Origin of the sequence: Trichodesmium erythraeum IMS101 (assembly GCF_000014265.1) — a bacterium.
Taxonomy (GTDB): Bacteria; Cyanobacteriota; Cyanobacteriia; order Cyanobacteriales; family Microcoleaceae; genus Trichodesmium; species Trichodesmium erythraeum.
On the sequence record NC_008312.1, the window covers coordinates 4,517,797 to 4,535,446 of the forward strand.

Here is a 17,650-nt window from a genome sequence, read left to right on the forward strand (position 1 = left end):
AGCTGAATACTTACCTGATAATAATTATTATGATATATAGCAAATGTTAATAATAAATAGTATGAATTTATATTTGATTAACTACTACTACCTTTAGTCTCCAGGATTAAAAAAAACTCATTAATTTATCAGTTTATTTAGAAAATTAAAATGGAATTACAAGACAAAGAATACACAGTAGATACTAGTCAGTTATTAGTGGCTAGTGAAAAATTTGGCAGTGCTGATATTTACGGACAAAATGCTAAATCAATATTAAATAAAGCTACTGGTTTTATTAAAGCTTATGATTTTACTTTGAATCCTTATCGGGGTTGTCAATATGGTTGTACTTATTGTTATGCTGCGGCTTTTAGTCCTAATGAAAAAAAACGAGATGAGTGGGGAAAATGGGTTTTAATTAAAGAAAATGCGGCGGAAGTTGTAGAGAAAGAGTTGATGAGATGGCAGAAGAAAAATTATGATAAATTACCTAGTATTTATATGAGTAGTGTCACAGATCCTTATCAACCAATAGAGTCTAAAACTCAATTAACTCGGAGATTATTAGAAGTTATGTTAGAATATCGACCAATTTTAGTTATCCAAACTCGTAGTCCGATGATAACGAGGGATATTGATCTTTTGCAACGGTTTAAAAATCTCCGAGTTAATATGAGTATTCCAACGGGTAGTGAGCTAGTAAGAAAAGATTTTGAACCTCAAACACCTAGTATTAAAGCTAGACTTAATGCTATGAAAAAAATCAAAAAGGAAATTCATAATTTCACAGGTTATTTGCCTAAACTTTCTATTACTATTACTCCTTTACTGCCGACTTTACCAGAAGAACAAGAAAGTTTTATTAGGCAACTAAATTTTGTAGATAGAGTTGTCATTCAAGATTTTCATGTTAGTCATAAGGGCTCCCTGGTAGCTAGCACTCGTGATGCAGCTATAGATATGAAAAAAAAGTACGAATGGTGGTACAGTAACCAACATGAAAATTATCAACAATTCAAAGGTAAGTTGCTAGAAATACTCAGTGATGTAGAAGTTAAGGAAGGTAAAGCTGGATTTACTTATGAATGACTAGGTCACAAATTTTTGGCAGATTTATAAGTTTATACTTTATCTGGAAATAAGGGGATAATTCTCTGGCAAATTAAATACTAAAAATAATTATATCTTCTACTGAAAGGTCCAGAATATGGAAATTATAAAGGTAAAAAAATTAGTAATTTAATCAACATAAAAATTATCAACAATTTTCAGATAAGTTAATACAGGTGTAAATAATTTAGCAATAAAATAATTTGAGAGAATATTTACTAATGAATAATAAAATCACAAATTTTTGCCGTTCTATCAAATTTTGGTTTGCCCTAAAACAAGGAAATATTTTTTTGGCAAATAAAACACTAAAAGCTATTGAAAGTTCGGGAGCAAAATTATCTCCTTTAGAGAAATTATATCAAGACAAGCTGAAGTTTCAAGAATCTTTAAATGATAAAGATAGGGAAATTAGCTATTTAAGCACGGATCTTAGAAAAACTGTTGATAAATTAGATTAATTAGAATTAAAACTTAATTTTAATGAGCCATTAATTAGAAAAATTGATGACTATATATTGACTCCGAATACGAAGTTTATTGAGTTTGTAATTAATAGTTTTCAGTTGATTGAAAAAGATGAAAATTTATTACAATGTACGGGAATTGATGAACAGATATTTTATGACTTAGAATCAAGTTTAGCAAACTATATTAAATCTGAAGTTGAAACCATACCTGAAGATAAACGAATACTAGAGTTAGAAAAAGCTCACAGGGATATAGGAAAGTTAAAGGTTGGCGCTGATCCTGATTATAGTTTTTATTTAACTCCTCATGTTTATTTTATAAGATACTTTTTAGATAATATTTATTCCAATTATTTAGCTTGGTACTTGGTCTATCAAAGTGGATTATTACCAACAAAAATTAATATATTGGATATTGGTGCCGGTCCAGGAACAGTTGCTTATGGACTAGCTTTGTTTCTGCAAAGTAGTAGTAGCTTTTTTGCGACTCATCCTATGCATATTTGTTATTATTCTCTGGAAAAACAAGCTCAGTTTCAATATCGAGGTCTTCAGTTTTGGCGGCAATATATAGAGCAACAAATAATGCCTACAAATTTATATTTTCGATTTGATACGAGGGATCTTTTTACATACAATGAACAGTTGAAAGTTTTGCCAAAAGGATTTTTTAATTTTATAACTATTTCTCACTGTTTATTTTTTGACCAAGAAGAAAAGAAAAAGTCTTTCAAGGTTTATCGGAAAATATTTCAGGAAAGCTTGAGTAATGATGGTTATGCAATTATCATAGTGCAAGGCAGAAAAATTTTTAGGAATTATTATCTAGAATTTAGTGAAAATAGAGACATAGAAAAAAAACTAATTGAAAATTTGATGGCAGATATAGGCTTGAACTTAGTTTGGTATAAATATTTAGCTTCTACTGGTCAAAGAATGCCGAGTAAGAGTCGTGAATATGGCATATTTGCTAGGGAAAACTTACCTCATCAAAAATATATGGAAAAATTAAAAAGACAGTATCTTCAAAGTAAGCATTATTCAAGTTACGGAATAGATGACTATATTATTCTAGGCAAAAAATAAAAATAGCTCTCAAAATTTTATATAAAAAATGCTCTACAAAATCAAATGCTGAATATTAAATATTACTAAATAAAAAACTTAGTTTATGGACAGAATACTTATTAGTTTATGGACAGAATACTTAAATGAATAAATCACAAACATCACCTATTAATAGTATTTGGCTATTTATGATAATTTCAGCTACTGTTATAGCTGCATACAATAATAGAATGATGGAAATAACTGAAGCATCATTTGAAGCTGCCAAAAATGCCGTTACTTTAGCCATCGGACTAATTGGTAGTATGGCATTATGGTTAGGGATAATTCAAATAGTTGAAACAGCAGGAGGGATGAAAATAATTGCCCGTTTTATTTACCCTATAATGGTAAAGCTTTTTCCAAATATACCTGCATCTCACCCTGCTATGTCTGCCATTATTTTCAATATAGCTGCTAATGCTTTAGGATTAGGAAATGCTGCAACACCTATGGGTTTAAAAGCTATGGCAGAAATGGATAAATTAAATCCAGAAAAGGGAACTGCTACAGATGCAATGTGTTTATTTTTAGCAATTAATACCTCTTCGGTAACTATAATTCCTATTAGTGTAATAACCATTCGAGCGAGTGCAGGTGTTACTAATCCTGGGGATATTATTTTACCTACAATTATTGCTACTTTTTGTTCTACAATTATGGCAGTTGTAGCAGCAAAATTTTTTGCAAGTCGGCAACCAATGCCAAGTATAAATCAATCATTTACTTCAGAAGATTTGGAGAAAAATGATTTGTTTGACAGAGAAGAAAAAATCTCAGAACTTACACCACCATCCAAAATTGGAAAGTTAGTTTTTGCTAGTTTAATTGGCGTTTTTTTAGGTGCAATAATTTATCGCTTAAGACTCAGAGGTATACCTTATATTTTTAGTCTTACTTTTCTCCAAAGTTTGTCTAATTGGTTATTACCAATACTAATTTGTTCCTTTCTTTTGTTTGGCTATTTCCGAGGAGTTAAAGTTTATGAAACAATGACTGAAGGCGCAAAATCTGGATTTGAAGTTGCTATTAGAGTAATTCCTTTTATGGTGGCAATTTTTGTAGCAATTGGAATGTTTAGAGCTAGTGGTGCGCTAGATATTATAGCTGGAATTTTATCGCCCATAACTAATCTAATTGGAATACCAGCAGAAGCACTACCTATGGCACTAATTCGACCTTTATCTGGTAGTGGTGCTTTTGGCATTATGTCCGAAATAGTTACAAATGAACCATTAAGTTTTCTATCCTATTTAGTATCAACTATCCAGGGTTCTACAGAAACAACTTTTTATGTATTAGCTGTTTATTTCGGCAGTGTTGGAATTAAAAAAACTAGATATGCTTTGCCTGCTGCTTTATCTGCTGATCTGGTAGGAATTTTGATATCTGTGATAGTTTGCCGAATTACATTTTAATAATTAAATACTGGAATAAAGTGACTTTAAATTTAGTTGATTTTTTCCTATTATTTATAAGTATCTCAACTAACATCATTAGGAGTGATGAACTAAAACAATAAACTGAGTTTATTTATATCATTATTATTTTTATATATCAGGAAAATTTCTATCATAATCTCGTTTATTTGTAGGTTATAATGATATAATTTATTTGTACTATACTTGAATTAAAAATTCAACAACAAAAATCTATGAAAGCAATCACTATTAATCGATATGGTTCCATTGATGTCTTAGAATATTCAGAAATTCAAGAACCATTAATTACATCAAATCAATTATTAGTAAAAATTCACGCTACTAGTGTTAATCCTGTTGATTGGAAAATTAGACAAGGGCAATTACAATTATTATCAGCTTTTAACTTTCCAATTATTTTAGGTTGTGATTTATCTGGAGTTGTATTAAAAGTAGGAGAAAAAGTAGAAGACTTTAAACCTGGAGATGAAATTTATACATTCGTAAATCCATTATTAGGAGGTGCTTATGCAGAGTATATTGCTGTACCTGCAAATACTGTTGCATTAAAACCAAAGAATATGAATTATTGCCAAGCTGCAGCAGTACCTGTAGCAGGTTTAACTGCTTTTCAAGCATTACTTGATTTAGGTCAAATTAGACCAGGAAAAAAAATATTAATTAATGGTGCTTCTGGGGGAGTTGGAACTTTTGCCGTACAAATTGCTAAGGCAATGAAAGCTGAAGTAATAGGTGTTTGTAGTAGTAAAAATATTACTCTAGTAGAAAGTTTAGGGGCTGATCGGGTTATTGATTATAATCAGGTTGATTTTACTAAAGAATTTGAACAGTATGACATTATTTTTGATGCTGTGGGAAAAGAAACTTTTTCTAGTTGTGAAAATGTATTGAAATCAGAAGGAGTTTATATTTCTACTCTACCAAATTTAGAAAATTTACCTTCTACTTTATTGACTTTATTTGTACCTGGTAAAAAGTCTAAATTAATTCTTGTTCAACCTAATCCTCGTGATTTAATTTCTCTCCGAAAATTGATTGAAGATGGATTAGTTAAATCAGTGATTGACCGAACATATAAGTTGGCAGAAATAGCAGCTGCTCATACTTATAGCGAAATGAATCATGCTGTTGGAAAAATTGTGATTATCAATGAAGAGATAAGTCTAGTTGAATAATTTTTTTATACTTTAAGAACAGCAGTAGCTTTGAAAAAATAGGATATTAATATGTTGATTAAAAATGAACTTTTAGAAATAGAAACTGCTCCTGGAATTGAAATATACAATATTACTCCCCAAGTTATTGATATCTTAACTGCAACTGGTATAAATGATGGGCAGGTAATTGTATTTTCTAGACACACAACTACTGCTTTAGGGATTAATGAAAATGAGGAAAGATTAATTGAAGATTTGAAAGTATACTTAAGAAAGTTAGCGCCAGAATCTGACAAGTATCTTCATAATGATTTGCATTTGCGAGATGTTCCTCCGGATGAACCAATTAATGCTCATTCTCATCTTATAGCAATGACTTTAAATAATAGTGAGGTGATTCCTATTATGGATGGAAAATTAGCTTTAGGAACTTGGCAGTCAGTATTATTTTTTGAATTAGATGGACCTCGAAAAAGAAATGTATTAGTGCAGGTTACTGGTAGATAAAGTTTGATTATCTCAGTGTCTAATAAAAGGAAATAGGCAGTAGTAAAAATCCTTACTCTTGATTTATTTTTTTCTTTTTTGAACTGGTATTATTCTCAGACAATATATATTCTAAATTTCCACTTCAAGCAAGTTGGACGAGTTGGGAAATTATTAGTTTTCGCCAAAGTTTTAAGAGAGAGAAATTTTTATCAGGAAATTAGCAACTATATTTTGAAAAACTCAAAAAGTTACTGTTATTGTAGAGGATATTCAAATACTTGAAATTAAAGAGGCCTGTTTTGAGTATATCTGAGCACACCTTTTCCATTATGTTTATAGTATCATGTCAAGTGTTTTTAATCAACCACTTTGAGGATATTTTTAATTGAGTTAATTTAAATTTATTCCCTGGTTCATAACAGCCCAAAAACTGGCGAATTTTCTCTAAATTTGTCCCCAATTAGGGAAGCTTAAGTTTATAAAAAACTTTTAAATACTGACTAAAAATAAATTCAAGTGGAAGAGATAAATAAGGAAGGCTTTATGTTGAAACAAATAACTTTGGAAAACTGGAAAAGTTTCCGTCATGCAGAATTATATATTGACCCATTAACGGTTTTAATTGGTACAAATGCTAGTGGGAAATCTAATGTTGTAGATGCCTTAGATTTTTTGAATAGTATGATGCAACGTGCTTCAGTAGAAACAGTATTAATAGGCGATCGCTTTACTCCAGGTATTAGAGGAGGAATTGAGTGGGCAGCTAGAAAACCAGAAACAAAATTTAGTTTTCAAGTATTAGTAGATGGGAAAGATAAAGGGAATGATTATCTTTATAAAATCACTGTAGAAAATACAAATGCTGTACAGGTAGTAGATGAATCTTTAACTTTAATTGATAGTCAAAATATCTCGGATAATAATTCATGTCAGCAACTTTTTTTTATATCCTTTACTTATGAAAAAAATAGAATAATTTATAAACATTATGAAGCAGAAAAAGAAGTTATAAAAAAATTTTATCCTACTCCTAATCCTTGGTTGGGTCATTCTACAGATAAGATTCCATTCTATGAATTTGATGATGTTAATCAAATGATGTCTGCGCAAATTATGGTTCCAGAGATTCTCAAAAATATTTTTATTTTAAATCCAATACCTTCGCAAATGAGGTATCCTTCACCTCTATCAACAAAGTTAGAAAGAGACGGTTCTAATATTGCTGGAGTTTTAGCAGCATTACCACAACCAATAAAAGCTCAAGTAGAGGAAAAACTATTAAAATATCTGGCAAAATTACCAGAAGGAGATATGCAAAAAGTATGGTCTGAATCTGTGGGAAGATTAGGTAGGGATGCCATACTTTACTGTGAAGAAATCTGGGATTTTAACAAAGACCCAATGATAGTTGATGCTAGTGGAATGTCAGATGGAACTTTGCGATTTTTAGCAATTTTAACAGCAATGTTAACTCAACCAGAAAATAGTCTAATTGTCATAGAAGAAGTTGATAATGGTTTACATCTTTCTCGCGCTAGATTACTATTAGAAATGCTAAGAGAAATTGGTCAACAGCGTCAAATTTATATCTTAGTTACAACCCATAATTCTGCTTTATTAGATGAGCTAACTCCAGATTTTATTCCTTTTGTAATGGTAGCTTATCGAGATAAACAAACCGGAGAAAGTCAGTTAATTCCTTTAGAGGATATTGGAGATTTACCGAAGTTAATGGCATCAGGAACTTTAGGTAAAATTGCTAGTAATAGTTTGATTGAAAAAAGTCTTAAAGTAAATTAGATAGCCGGAGAAAGTCAGTTAATTCATTTAGAGGATATTGGAGATTTACCGAAGTTAATGGCATCAGGAACTTTAGGCAAAATTGCTAGTAATAGTTGATTGAAAAAAGTCTTAAAGTAAATTAGATAGCCGGAGAAAGTCAGTTAATTCATTTAGAAGATATTGGAGATTTACCGAAGTTAATGGCATCAGGAACTTTAGGTAAAATTGCTAGTAATAGTTTGATTGAAAAAAGTCTTAAAGTAAATTAGATAGCCGGAGAAAGTCAGTTAATTCATTTAGAAGATATTGGAGATTTACCGAAGTTAATGGCATCAGGAACTTTAGGTAAAATTGCTAGTAATAGTTTGATTGAAAAAAGTCTTAAAGTAAATTAGATAGCCGGAGAAAGTCAGTTAATTCATTTAGAGGATATTGGAGATTTACCGAAGTTAATGGCATCAGGAACTTTAGGCAAAATTGCTAGTAATAGTTGATTGAAAAAAGTCTTAAAGTAAATTAGATAGCCGGAGAAAGTCAGTTAATTCATTTAGAGGATATTGGAGATTTACCGAAGTTAATGGCATCAGGAACTTTAGGCAAAATTGCTAGTAATAGTTGATTGAAAAAAGTCTTAAAGTAAATTAGATAGCCGGAGAAAGTCAGTTAATTCATTTAGAGGATATTGGAGATTTACCGAAGTTAATGGCATCAGGAACTTTAGGCAAAATTGCTAGTAATAGTTGATTGAAAAAAGTCTTAAAGTAAATTAGATGGCCGGAGAAAGTCAGTTAATTCATTTAGAGGATATTGGAGATTTACCGAAGTTAATGGCATCAGGAACTTTAGGCAAAATTGCTAGTAATAGTTGATTGAAAAAAGTCTTAAAGTAAATTAGATAGTATGAAAAAAGTGCTGATTATTGATACTTCAATTTTCTGTGTTTATTTAGGAGTAACTGGCAAAGAAAACTGTGGTTCTAAGGGTAATAAGTTGATAAAATTCAAGTAGATGAAAAACTGAAAAATTAGGAAGAAGAAAAAACGACATTTGTTTTACTTTTAGCAACAATTATTGAAATAGGTAATCATATTGCTCAAGCATCAACAAAGCGTTATAAAATAGCAAAAAAAAAATTAGCTAATCTGATGAAATTAACTGCAGATAACCCAACTCCTTGGGCAGCATTTATAGAACTATTAGTTTTATGGAATAGCAAAAAAAATTAGCTAATCTGATGAAATTAGCTGCAGATAACCCAACTCCTTGGGCAGCATTTATAGAACTATCAGTTTTATGGAATTCAGAAAATTTGAAGCAGTTAGCTGATGAATTTCCTAATTTTGCTAATCAAGGATTGGTCCTAGGAGATGCTACAATTAAACAGATTGCTAACTATTATAATAAGTGAGAAAATCAGGTAGAAATTTTGACAGGAGATAAAAGTTTAAAATCATATTAACTTCCCGAACCTCGGCTAATTCCTAGACGCAGAAGAGACAAGAATTAAAACAGCAATATCTAGATTTTTTTCAATTAACTAGATTTAATTTATAGCTATAGAAATGAGCTAATTTTTACAGAGATAACTATCAACAAAAAAACTCTGCAACTCAGATTTTGTGCATTTAAATGACAAATTGATTGTATGCCTCCCTTGAGAAAAAACCTTTCTAAATTATAAATTCTCAATTTTAGCTAATACCAGAAATTCCTCCAGTAACCAGAGCAATTTTTCCATCAAATTCGTTACTCATAATTTATGGTTGTGTAAATAACATTAAATTTGGGCAAAATTATCTAATCATTACTCAGATAAAATTAGTAATTATTCAAAAATAATCACTAATTATAAAAAATTTTTCTCCCAAAGAAAAAGGGCAAATCAGAGATTTTTTTTTCGGCTTCAATAGCTCAAAAAATAAATCAAAATACTCTCATAAAATACTCTATCTTAATCAAATAATATAACTGCAATTATTGCGCAATCAAACCTCCATCTATTCTGAGAGAATGACCAGTAATAAAACTAGCTGCATCAGAACATAACCAGACAACAGCATTGGCTACTTCTTCTGGTTGACCAATACGACCAATAGGGTTTGCTGCTACTATTTTTGCTTTAGCTTCACTATCACCTATTTGGGCAAAAGCACGCTCAATCATATCTGTTTGAATGAAACCAGGACAAACAGCATTAATTCTAATACCTGCTGTTGCTTGTTCCAGAGCAAGGGCTCTTGTTAAGCCTATTACACCATGTTTACTAGCACAGTAAATTGACGAATTAAGAGTACCAATTAGCCCTGCTATAGAAGCATTATTCACTATTGCTCCCCCGCCATTTTTTAACATTTCAGGAATTTGATATTTCATCGATAACCAAACTCCTTTAAGATTAATATCAATTACCTGATTCCAATTTTCTTCAGTTTGCTCAATACTAGGTCCTATTATCCCTTCTATACCTGCATTATTAAATGCATAATCTAAACTACTATAGGTATTAATTGTTTGATTCACTAAATTTTCAACTTCAATAGCTTGAGTAATATCTGTTTTGAAAAAGATAGCTTCGCTGCCAACTTCTTTAATCATTGCTACTGTTTCTTCACCTTCTTTTTCCCGGCGACTGGCAATAACTACTTTGGCTCCTTTCTTAGCAAAAGCTATAGCAGTAGCTCTACCAATACCAGAACTTCCTCCAGTAACTAAAGCAATTTTTCCTTCAAATTCTTTACTCATAATTTATGCTTGCGTAAATAACATTATATTTTATGTAAATTATCTTATCATGCCTCAGATAAAATTAATAATTCTTTTTTAATGGTCACTAATTATTAAAAAAATAATTCATTATAAAAAGGGCAAATTAGAAACTTCTAGCTACTTCAATAGCTCAAAAAATGAATAAAATTTATTTGGTGAAGACTTGATTAATCATAGAATAAAAGGGAGCTTTACTGCCTAGTTTTTTTAAAGTTATTTATACTGTTTCTTTACTTTCTTTTTCCCTACGACTGGCAATAACTATTTTGGATATTTTTTTAGCAAAAGATATAGCATTAACTATACCAATAGCACGACTTTCTCCAGTAATTAGGGTGGCTTTTCTCTCAAATTATGTAATTATATTTATGATGTATTTGTTTCAAAATATGATAGTATATAAAACTAATTAGCTATTAGCTTGTAGCATTTTTGTACCGAGATGTTCCGTAAATATCTAGCCTTCTGGCTTAGAACTACTTTAAAAGTTGTTAACAGCTCTTGATTCAAGCTTACGGCTATCATTATACCAGATGTTTTAGGAAGGTTTAAAATATATTTCTAAAGGTCACAATAAATAATCCTACTAACCAAAAAAATAAGGTCTCAAGCTTCCCATTTGGATGAAAAAATACTCAATTCAGTATTTCAAGGCTATGGCTTCAGTCAGAGGTACTAATAACTGATAACTTAAATGACTACTGATTTAATTTTCAGCATTTATCTAGTCTTTTAACTATGATATAAAAAAATTATCCTCAAATATATTTATAGCTACATCGATGCAGTAAATTGGTTAGAGTCTAAAATCAATTATGATGGTAGTTATTCTCTAGGAACTGAGGATTTAGCTTGTTATTATAAGGAGACTTATCTGTTGTATATATTTTGACTTCCGTAAATAAAATCATATAGCGATCGCCCTATTTGTCCCATAATTAATTTTGCCAATGTCCTACTCTGTCCCAAAAATCTCAAAACCTGTCCTAGCTGAACCGGGGTCATCTTACAACAGCCATTCCCCAGAGTTGCAAAAGTTGGTAGAAGTCTTAGTTGATGTTCCTGTTAAAACTTCAACAGAAAATGCTGAAGAGTCTGTCCAAATACTCTCAAAATCTGTCCTAGCTGAACCGGGGTCATCTTATAATAACCATTCCCCAGAGTTGCAAGAGTTGGTAGAAGTCTTAGTTGATGTCCCTTTTCAAACTTCAACAGATGATGCTGAAGAAGAGGAAAAATTATTTACCTACAAAATACCTCCTGAACTGGACATTCAACCAGGAGACATTGTAATAGTACCTTTTGGCAGACAACAAGTAGGAGGGATCGCTATCCGCAAAACCTCTAAACTACCAGAAGGTTTAAGTAGCGATCGCTTGAAAAATATATCAGATATTATTACTAAAGGTTTTTTCCCTGCCACTTATTGGCAACTCCTGGAAAAAGTCGCTATCTATTATCAAACACCACTTATTAAAGTAATTCGCGCAGCTCTACCACCAGGGCTACTCAAAGGTAGTCAACGACGCATTCGCATCATCGAAGCAGCAATACCAACAGGAGGAGAAATTTTTCTCAATGCAAATGCTCAAAAAATTCTGGAAATTCTGCAAAACTCCAAAACTAAAGACTACACCTGGAAATACATTCAACGTCAAGTCAAAGGTGCTGAAAGAGGATTAAAAGATTTACTACAACGAGGTTGGGTAGAAAGTTATCTCGAACCCCCTTCCCCACCAAAACCAAAACTCAGACAAGCAGTTACTCTAGTTGCTCAAACCCCACCCAAAGATTTAACCCCACGCCAACAAGAAGTCATGGAAGTATTACGCCAAAGTGGAGGGGAAATGTGGTTAACAGAATTACTTAACACTTGCAAAACTACGACTTCTGTGGTAAAAAAACTGGAAGAAAAAGGCTATGCTGTCATTCAGGAACAAGAAATATTACGCCGAGAACAAGGCAGAGGTAATACCAGAGATGAAATAAAAATGCTTACATCCTACCAAACAGAAGCATTAACAACAATTACCAAGATTCAAGAATTTGCTCAAGTTTTGCTACATGGAGTTACAGGATCTGGAAAAACAGAGGTATATTTACAGGCGATCGCTCCCATCCTCGAAAATGGTAAATCTGCTCTTGTACTAGTTCCCGAAATTGGTCTCACTCCTCAACTGACCGATAGATTTCGCGCTCGTTTTGGCAAAAAAGTATATGTTTACCATAGCGCCTTATCTGCTGGAGAACGTTATGACACTTGGCGTAACATGACCTGGGGTATTCCACAAATTATCATCGGTACTCGTTCAGCAATTTTTGCCCCCCTGCCAAAATTAGGTCTAATTGTTTTAGACGAAGAACACGATAACAGCTTTAAACAAGACCGCCCTGCACCTTGTTATCACGCTCGCACTGTAGCGAAATGGCGAGCAGAATTAGAAAACTGTCCATTAATATTAGGTTCAGCAACTCCCTCTTTAGAAAGTTGGTTGGAAACAAGAAAATACTATCAAGACAAAAAGATTCAAGCATCCCCCTATCTACTAGAAAATATAGACAAAAATGTTTCCCCAACAGGCAACACCCAAAATTTAACACCTAACACTTACTACCTATCATTACCAGAACGGATCCACTCACGACCGATGCCACCTGTCGAAATAGTAGATATGCGTCAACAACTACGACAGGGAAACCGGACAATGTTTAGCTATCCTCTACAAGAAGCACTGCAAGAACTACAGGAAACAAAACAACAAGGAATTTTATTCATTCACCGTCGCGGTTACAGCACATTTGTCTCTTGTCGCAGTTGTGGTCATGTAATGGAATGCCCCCATTGCGATGTTTCCCTTTCCTATCATTATACCCACGAAGGTGCAACTGAACTATTACGTTGTCATTACTGCAATTATAACGAATTACAACCACAACGTTGTCCTAAATGTGGTTCTCCTTTTTTCAAATTTTTTGGCAGTGGAACTCAAAAAGTAGCGCAGGAGTTAACAAGACAGTTTCCTGGCTTACGATATATTAGATATGATAGCGACACTACTCGCAAAAAGGATGCCCACCGAAATTTGTTAAATCAATTTGCTAATGGTGAAGCAGATTTATTGATCGGTACCCAAATGTTGACAAAAGGCTTAGATTTGGCACAGGTGACATTAGTAGGAGTCGTCTCTGCTGATGGGTTGCTACATTTTTCAGATTATCGCGCTAATGAACGAACTTTTCAAACATTACTGCAAGTAGCAGGTCGTGCGGGTCGTGGAGATAACCCAGGGCGAGTAATTATTCAGACCTATACTCCAGAACATCCTGTGATTCAAGCAGTGCAACGTAATGATTATGAGTCTTTTGTGGAAACAGAATTACAAGGAAGAGCAGAATTGCACTATCCTCCTTATGGGCGGTTGATTTTATTACGTTTGAGTAGTTATGATCCGACTGAGGTAGCTGTGACTGCTCAAGAGTTGGCAAGTGTGTTGAGGGAAAAAGAGGGAAAGGAAAAATATGATTTATTGGGTCCTGCACCGGCTCCTATTGCTAGAATAGCTAATCGTTATCGTTGGCAGATTTTGTTAAAGTTATTGTCTGGATATGAGAATGTACCTGATCTGACTCAGTTGAGTAATTTTTGTCGTCCTGGGGTAAGTTTGACTGTAGATGTTGATCCTATGAATTTGTGATCAACAGGACTTATATCAAATCCGGATAATTTCTATTCCTGAGATAGGCTTTGTTGTAAAAAAGATGATTGAAAGGGTACATATAATATTCAAGATAGTACCAATTAGTAGATATGAGTAACTCCAAGTCCAAGTCTCAGTCTCAGTACAAGGTTAAAAATTTGTCTGAGTACGATGCCTCATTGAAGTAAGGAGGAAGTTTGACATTTTGCCTAATTTCAGATACTATAGACTGATGGCTTAACTAAGAGAAAAGAGGACGCAAGGGAGGATAAAACACCCTCTTCGCGTTCAACAGGGCCGGATTGAGTATAATCTACAGTTTATTGAGCAGTTGAGCGATCGCTACTTGAAAGCCACCCTATGCTTTAAAGCTCTACGGATTCTTCTGAAACACCCCTACAGTCGCCGCCAAGCTCACTCCACAATTAGCTATGCTGCCAGCAATTTAACACTCCAGAAATATTTGCAAACCAAGCTGCCATTTCCTCCGGTCTGGGATGTTTTTGGCGATCATAAATATGACAAATAATTCTTTGAGTTATACTACCACCAATTGCTTGAGCAAGAGTCTGCCACGGAGCCAACTCCTAGTCCAGTCTCTGAAGTCCCCAACATTAGGTTCTCAGCAGCGGACTTGGAGAGTCACGAAGTGGCCCCCATGTGCGCCACTGCTGAATCTGGATTTTCTCAATCAATGTCTGCACCGACCCGAGTCCCCAGGGATGACCTTCCAGAGCTCCTCTGAGTCTATACCAACCCAAGCTTAAGCAGTGTTGAAAATACTAACCAGTAGGATCGAGATGAATTGTTAAGCGATCGCCTGGACGAGCTAGTACAAGTTACCCAAGCCAATGATACTTGAGACAGCATTGGTGACAAGTTGCAGGAAAAGACTTTGGTTAATTTACACCCCAAGCTAGAATATCGGGCGGTTTTGCGCAAGTTTTACACGTCTATCTTCAGCCAACAGCAGCCCCTAACCCTGATGAAACCGAATCGCCGCTATGGGTTTGCCTACATGGGCAGTCGTCGTCACTTTACCACCCGGTTGCCGTTTGCCATTAATGTAAGCTGCTCTATGGAGACGGAGGGGCTAAAGAAAGAGTTTTCGTTGGTAAATCGCTTTTTTAATTACGGCGTGCCTACGATCGATGTGATTCAATTTGATGCTGAGATTACAACTGACCTAATGACCTTCCGTCCGGCTCTATGGGAAATCCAGTTAACCAGAAGAGGTGGGACTAATTTCGGCCTTATTTGGGCTTATCTAAAAGAACATCGGGATTACGATGGCCTGATTATCTAAACTGATGGTTATGCCCTTTGCCCCGCTCAGCCACAGAATCTGCTCGATCCCATTCTGTGGTTGTTTGTGAGGGAAGTGCATTACCGGAGTTATTATCCTAATCTACAGCAGATGGGACAAGAGGCCCCTCTTAAGCCACCCCTGTACCAAGGTATGTAATAATTATGAAGCTTTAAGGAAATCCATATAAAGGTGATTAAATAGATAAAATCTGTATAATTCATAATAAACAGAATAATTTTGGGTCTACAAGTCTATAGCCTTGTAGAACTGTTGATTGATTTAATTTTGTCTAAATTTAGGAAAGGAGTTTAACATGATTAAAGGAGTTCTGGGAAGTATCTTAGCCTGGGTTTTTCTTATGAGTTCCCCGGCAATTGCACAGCCAATTACAGAAGCCGAGGTCGAGGAAGCACAGAAAGTCTGGGCTCAAGGTATTGTTGCCATTGGAGCTGCCTATTTAAACAATGGCGACTATAAGAAGTTGGCAGAAAATCATGTAGATACACTCTATGGCTACGACGAAGGTGCCGTGCTTTTCAAGCCGACTAAGGCTTCGGCTGATCAGTTTCGCCTCACTGAGGATGAAGCAGTCTCCTATTTCGTTGGCGGTATAGTGCAGGAAGACACTGGCTTCGCATTGCAGCCATGGATGGCCGTTCGTTTTGAAAATGCCGACATTATAACTGACAGTGACTCTGCTGTTGCCATGGGTAACTACTATTTTAAGGATGTAAAAACTCAGAAAGAAGTGAAGGTGGAGTATACATTTGGGTATATTCGTGGTGAAGATGGCAAGCTCTTGATCAATGTTCACCATTCAGCACTTCCGTACAAACCGACGAAGTGATTCATTCAAGAATCCGAATCGTTGAGTAGTAGTTTGGGTTAGGGAAGCGCGTCACCCAAAAATCCTAAGTCTTTAGATCTGAAACTTTTATCGGAGCGGATGTGAAGGCGAAAACATCAGGTTTTGTTGTTAAATAGTCTCACACCGCTCAACTTGCGGTTAGAAAACTAGATCTGTCAATAGTATTTTTCCCTGTCCTTTTGTCTCCTCCTTGCATTAGGTTCATAAAGACAATAATCAACATAGTGTGTTACTCTGTAAGCATAGAAAAAAGTACGCGCAGATAGGATACTTTTGTCAAACTTTGTTTAATTATTTAGCTTTAGTAGTTATCCTTTTGAAACCGCCGATATTCTGACTGAATTCGGGGTTGCTTTCTAATCTACTTCTCTCCAGCTCCCAAAGCAGCAGCCCCTAGACCCCACCCATTGACCAAAAATGTCACTCATTATGAGATTTGATGTTAGTTTTATCAAGCAGATCGAGTATAGCACCATCAATGCAGCCGAACAATTAACCACTATAGTTATAAGTGGTTAACTTTGCGCTGCACCAGATAGCTTGGCTACTGCTTTGGTTTTCCCAAAAGATTCATGCCCTGTTAAACTTGATTGTTAGATTAAAAATAAAATAGGGGTTATTAATGGCTTTTAGTGATTATAAAACTATTGCTCAAGTTCAAGAGGAGTATAATATCAAGTATTTAGAAGCAGAGTTTATTGAAATTACCGATTTAAAACCTTCCGCTCTGTTTGTCAAAGAATTGAAATTCAGCGAACAGAACATGGATATATACACATCTGAATCATCAAGATGCGAAAATATTATTTATCCAATTTTAAGAGAAGTTTATAAGAACTTTATTGATAGATATACTCTTTGGAGCCACAAGTCTATAACTTATGATGCTAAACTAAATGGAACTCCTGATTACTTGTTCTCAACAAAATCAGAATTAGGTAAAACCGTTTTGGGTTTTCCAATTATCGTTATTGTTGAAGCAAAAAAGAATGATTTTAGCGAGGGATGGGGGCAATGTCTAGCTGAGTTAATTGCTGTGCAAAAATTAAATAAGGCCGAGGAACTTCCCGTGTATGGGATAGTAACAGATGGAGAATTATGGCAATTTGGCAAATTAGTATCCAATGAATTTACAAAAAGCAAGTTGAGAATTACTATTACTGATTTAGATAAAATTTTCGGAACGATAAGTTTTTTATTGTCAAGCACAACGGAGGCAGATTTGAATTAAATTCGGTTTTTTCTTATTCAGTTTGCCACCTTGACAGAGCTCCCTGAAAATCCCCCTAAATAACCCTAGTAGTACTTAATATTTATGAATAGAGGAGTATAAAGTTACTGTTGTTCATTTATGCCGACCTCTCCAAAGTATGAATCTTCAAAAACTCTCAAAAATGATCATATCCATAACAGTAAGTAGCAGTTCAAGTACAGCAAATGTGGACGACAATTTGTGGAAAACCCTACACA

14 protein-coding genes are annotated in these 17,650 nt (G+C 34.1%); 12 read left to right on the forward strand and 2 right to left on the reverse strand.

What is annotated here, in order from left to right; translation table 11 throughout:
* Positions 1 to 150 precede the first annotated feature (150 nt).
* From TERY_RS13970 to TERY_RS33160, 8 genes are all read left to right on the forward strand, one after another.
* Complete coding sequence (locus TERY_RS13970) at positions 151 to 1,071, forward strand: radical SAM protein (RefSeq protein WP_011612433.1); 921 nt, start codon at positions 151 to 153, stop codon at positions 1,069 to 1,071.
* Between the two features lie 242 nt (positions 1,072 to 1,313).
* Complete coding sequence (locus TERY_RS30715) at positions 1,314 to 1,553, forward strand: hypothetical protein (RefSeq protein ID WP_052845798.1); 240 nt, start codon at positions 1,314 to 1,316, stop codon at positions 1,551 to 1,553.
* A gap of 105 nt (positions 1,554 to 1,658) precedes the next feature.
* The gene (locus TERY_RS13975) at positions 1,659 to 2,648 is read left to right on the forward strand and encodes a photosystem II assembly protein (protein WP_155994435.1); all 990 of its coding nucleotides are present in this window, start codon (positions 1,659 to 1,661) and stop codon (positions 2,646 to 2,648) included.
* Positions 2,649 to 2,773: 125 nt separating this feature from the next.
* Positions 2,774 to 4,087: a nucleoside recognition domain-containing protein gene (locus TERY_RS13980; protein ID WP_011612436.1), complete on the forward strand. Its 1,314-nt coding sequence runs from the start codon at positions 2,774 to 2,776 to the stop codon at positions 4,085 to 4,087.
* A 236-nt stretch (positions 4,088 to 4,323) separates the two neighbouring features.
* The gene (locus tag TERY_RS13985) at positions 4,324 to 5,286 is read left to right on the forward strand and encodes a zinc-binding dehydrogenase (protein ID WP_011612437.1); all 963 of its coding nucleotides are present in this window, start codon (positions 4,324 to 4,326) and stop codon (positions 5,284 to 5,286) included.
* A 51-nt stretch (positions 5,287 to 5,337) separates the two neighbouring features.
* Positions 5,338 to 5,775 carry a secondary thiamine-phosphate synthase enzyme YjbQ gene (locus tag TERY_RS13990; protein WP_011612438.1) on the forward strand — a complete coding sequence of 146 codons (438 nt, stop codon included), beginning with the start codon at positions 5,338 to 5,340 and terminating at the stop codon, positions 5,773 to 5,775.
* Positions 5,776 to 6,300: 525 nt separating this feature from the next.
* A complete protein-coding gene (locus TERY_RS13995) occupies positions 6,301 to 7,557 on the forward strand; it encodes an AAA family ATPase (protein ID WP_011612439.1) in 1,257 nt (418 codons plus the stop codon).
* Positions 7,558 to 8,773: 1,216 nt separating this feature from the next.
* Positions 8,774 to 8,947 carry a hypothetical protein gene (locus TERY_RS33160; protein ID WP_011612440.1) on the forward strand — a complete coding sequence of 58 codons (174 nt, stop codon included), beginning with the start codon at positions 8,774 to 8,776 and terminating at the stop codon, positions 8,945 to 8,947.
* 566 nt (positions 8,948 to 9,513) lie between these two features.
* Here TERY_RS33160 and TERY_RS14005 read toward each other — a convergent pair.
* Complete coding sequence (locus TERY_RS14005; protein ID WP_011612441.1) at positions 9,514 to 10,281, reverse strand: SDR family oxidoreductase; 768 nt, start codon at positions 10,279 to 10,281, stop codon at positions 9,514 to 9,516.
* A gap of 974 nt (positions 10,282 to 11,255) precedes the next feature.
* Here TERY_RS14005 and priA point away from each other — a divergent pair.
* Positions 11,256 to 14,000, forward strand: coding sequence for a primosomal protein N' (priA, locus tag TERY_RS14010; protein ID WP_011612442.1), 2,745 nt, complete (start codon positions 11,256 to 11,258; stop codon positions 13,998 to 14,000).
* A gap of 428 nt (positions 14,001 to 14,428) precedes the next feature.
* On the opposite strand, the gene TERY_RS33165 is transcribed toward priA, so the two are convergent.
* Positions 14,429 to 14,587 carry a hypothetical protein gene (locus TERY_RS33165; RefSeq protein WP_155994436.1) on the reverse strand — a complete coding sequence of 53 codons (159 nt, stop codon included), beginning with the start codon at positions 14,585 to 14,587 and terminating at the stop codon, positions 14,429 to 14,431.
* A gap of 296 nt (positions 14,588 to 14,883) precedes the next feature.
* On the opposite strand from TERY_RS33165, the gene TERY_RS33170 reads away from it, so the two are divergent.
* From TERY_RS33170 to TERY_RS14025, 3 genes are all read left to right on the forward strand, one after another.
* Positions 14,884 to 15,309, forward strand: coding sequence for a hypothetical protein (locus TERY_RS33170; protein ID WP_370495492.1), 426 nt, complete (start codon positions 14,884 to 14,886; stop codon positions 15,307 to 15,309).
* A 316-nt stretch (positions 15,310 to 15,625) separates the two neighbouring features.
* The gene (locus tag TERY_RS14020; protein WP_011612444.1) at positions 15,626 to 16,159 is read left to right on the forward strand and encodes a hypothetical protein; all 534 of its coding nucleotides are present in this window, start codon (positions 15,626 to 15,628) and stop codon (positions 16,157 to 16,159) included.
* A gap of 643 nt (positions 16,160 to 16,802) precedes the next feature.
* Positions 16,803 to 17,411 carry a hypothetical protein gene (locus TERY_RS14025; RefSeq protein WP_011612445.1) on the forward strand — a complete coding sequence of 203 codons (609 nt, stop codon included), beginning with the start codon at positions 16,803 to 16,805 and terminating at the stop codon, positions 17,409 to 17,411.
* Positions 17,412 to 17,650: the final 239 nt, after the last annotated feature.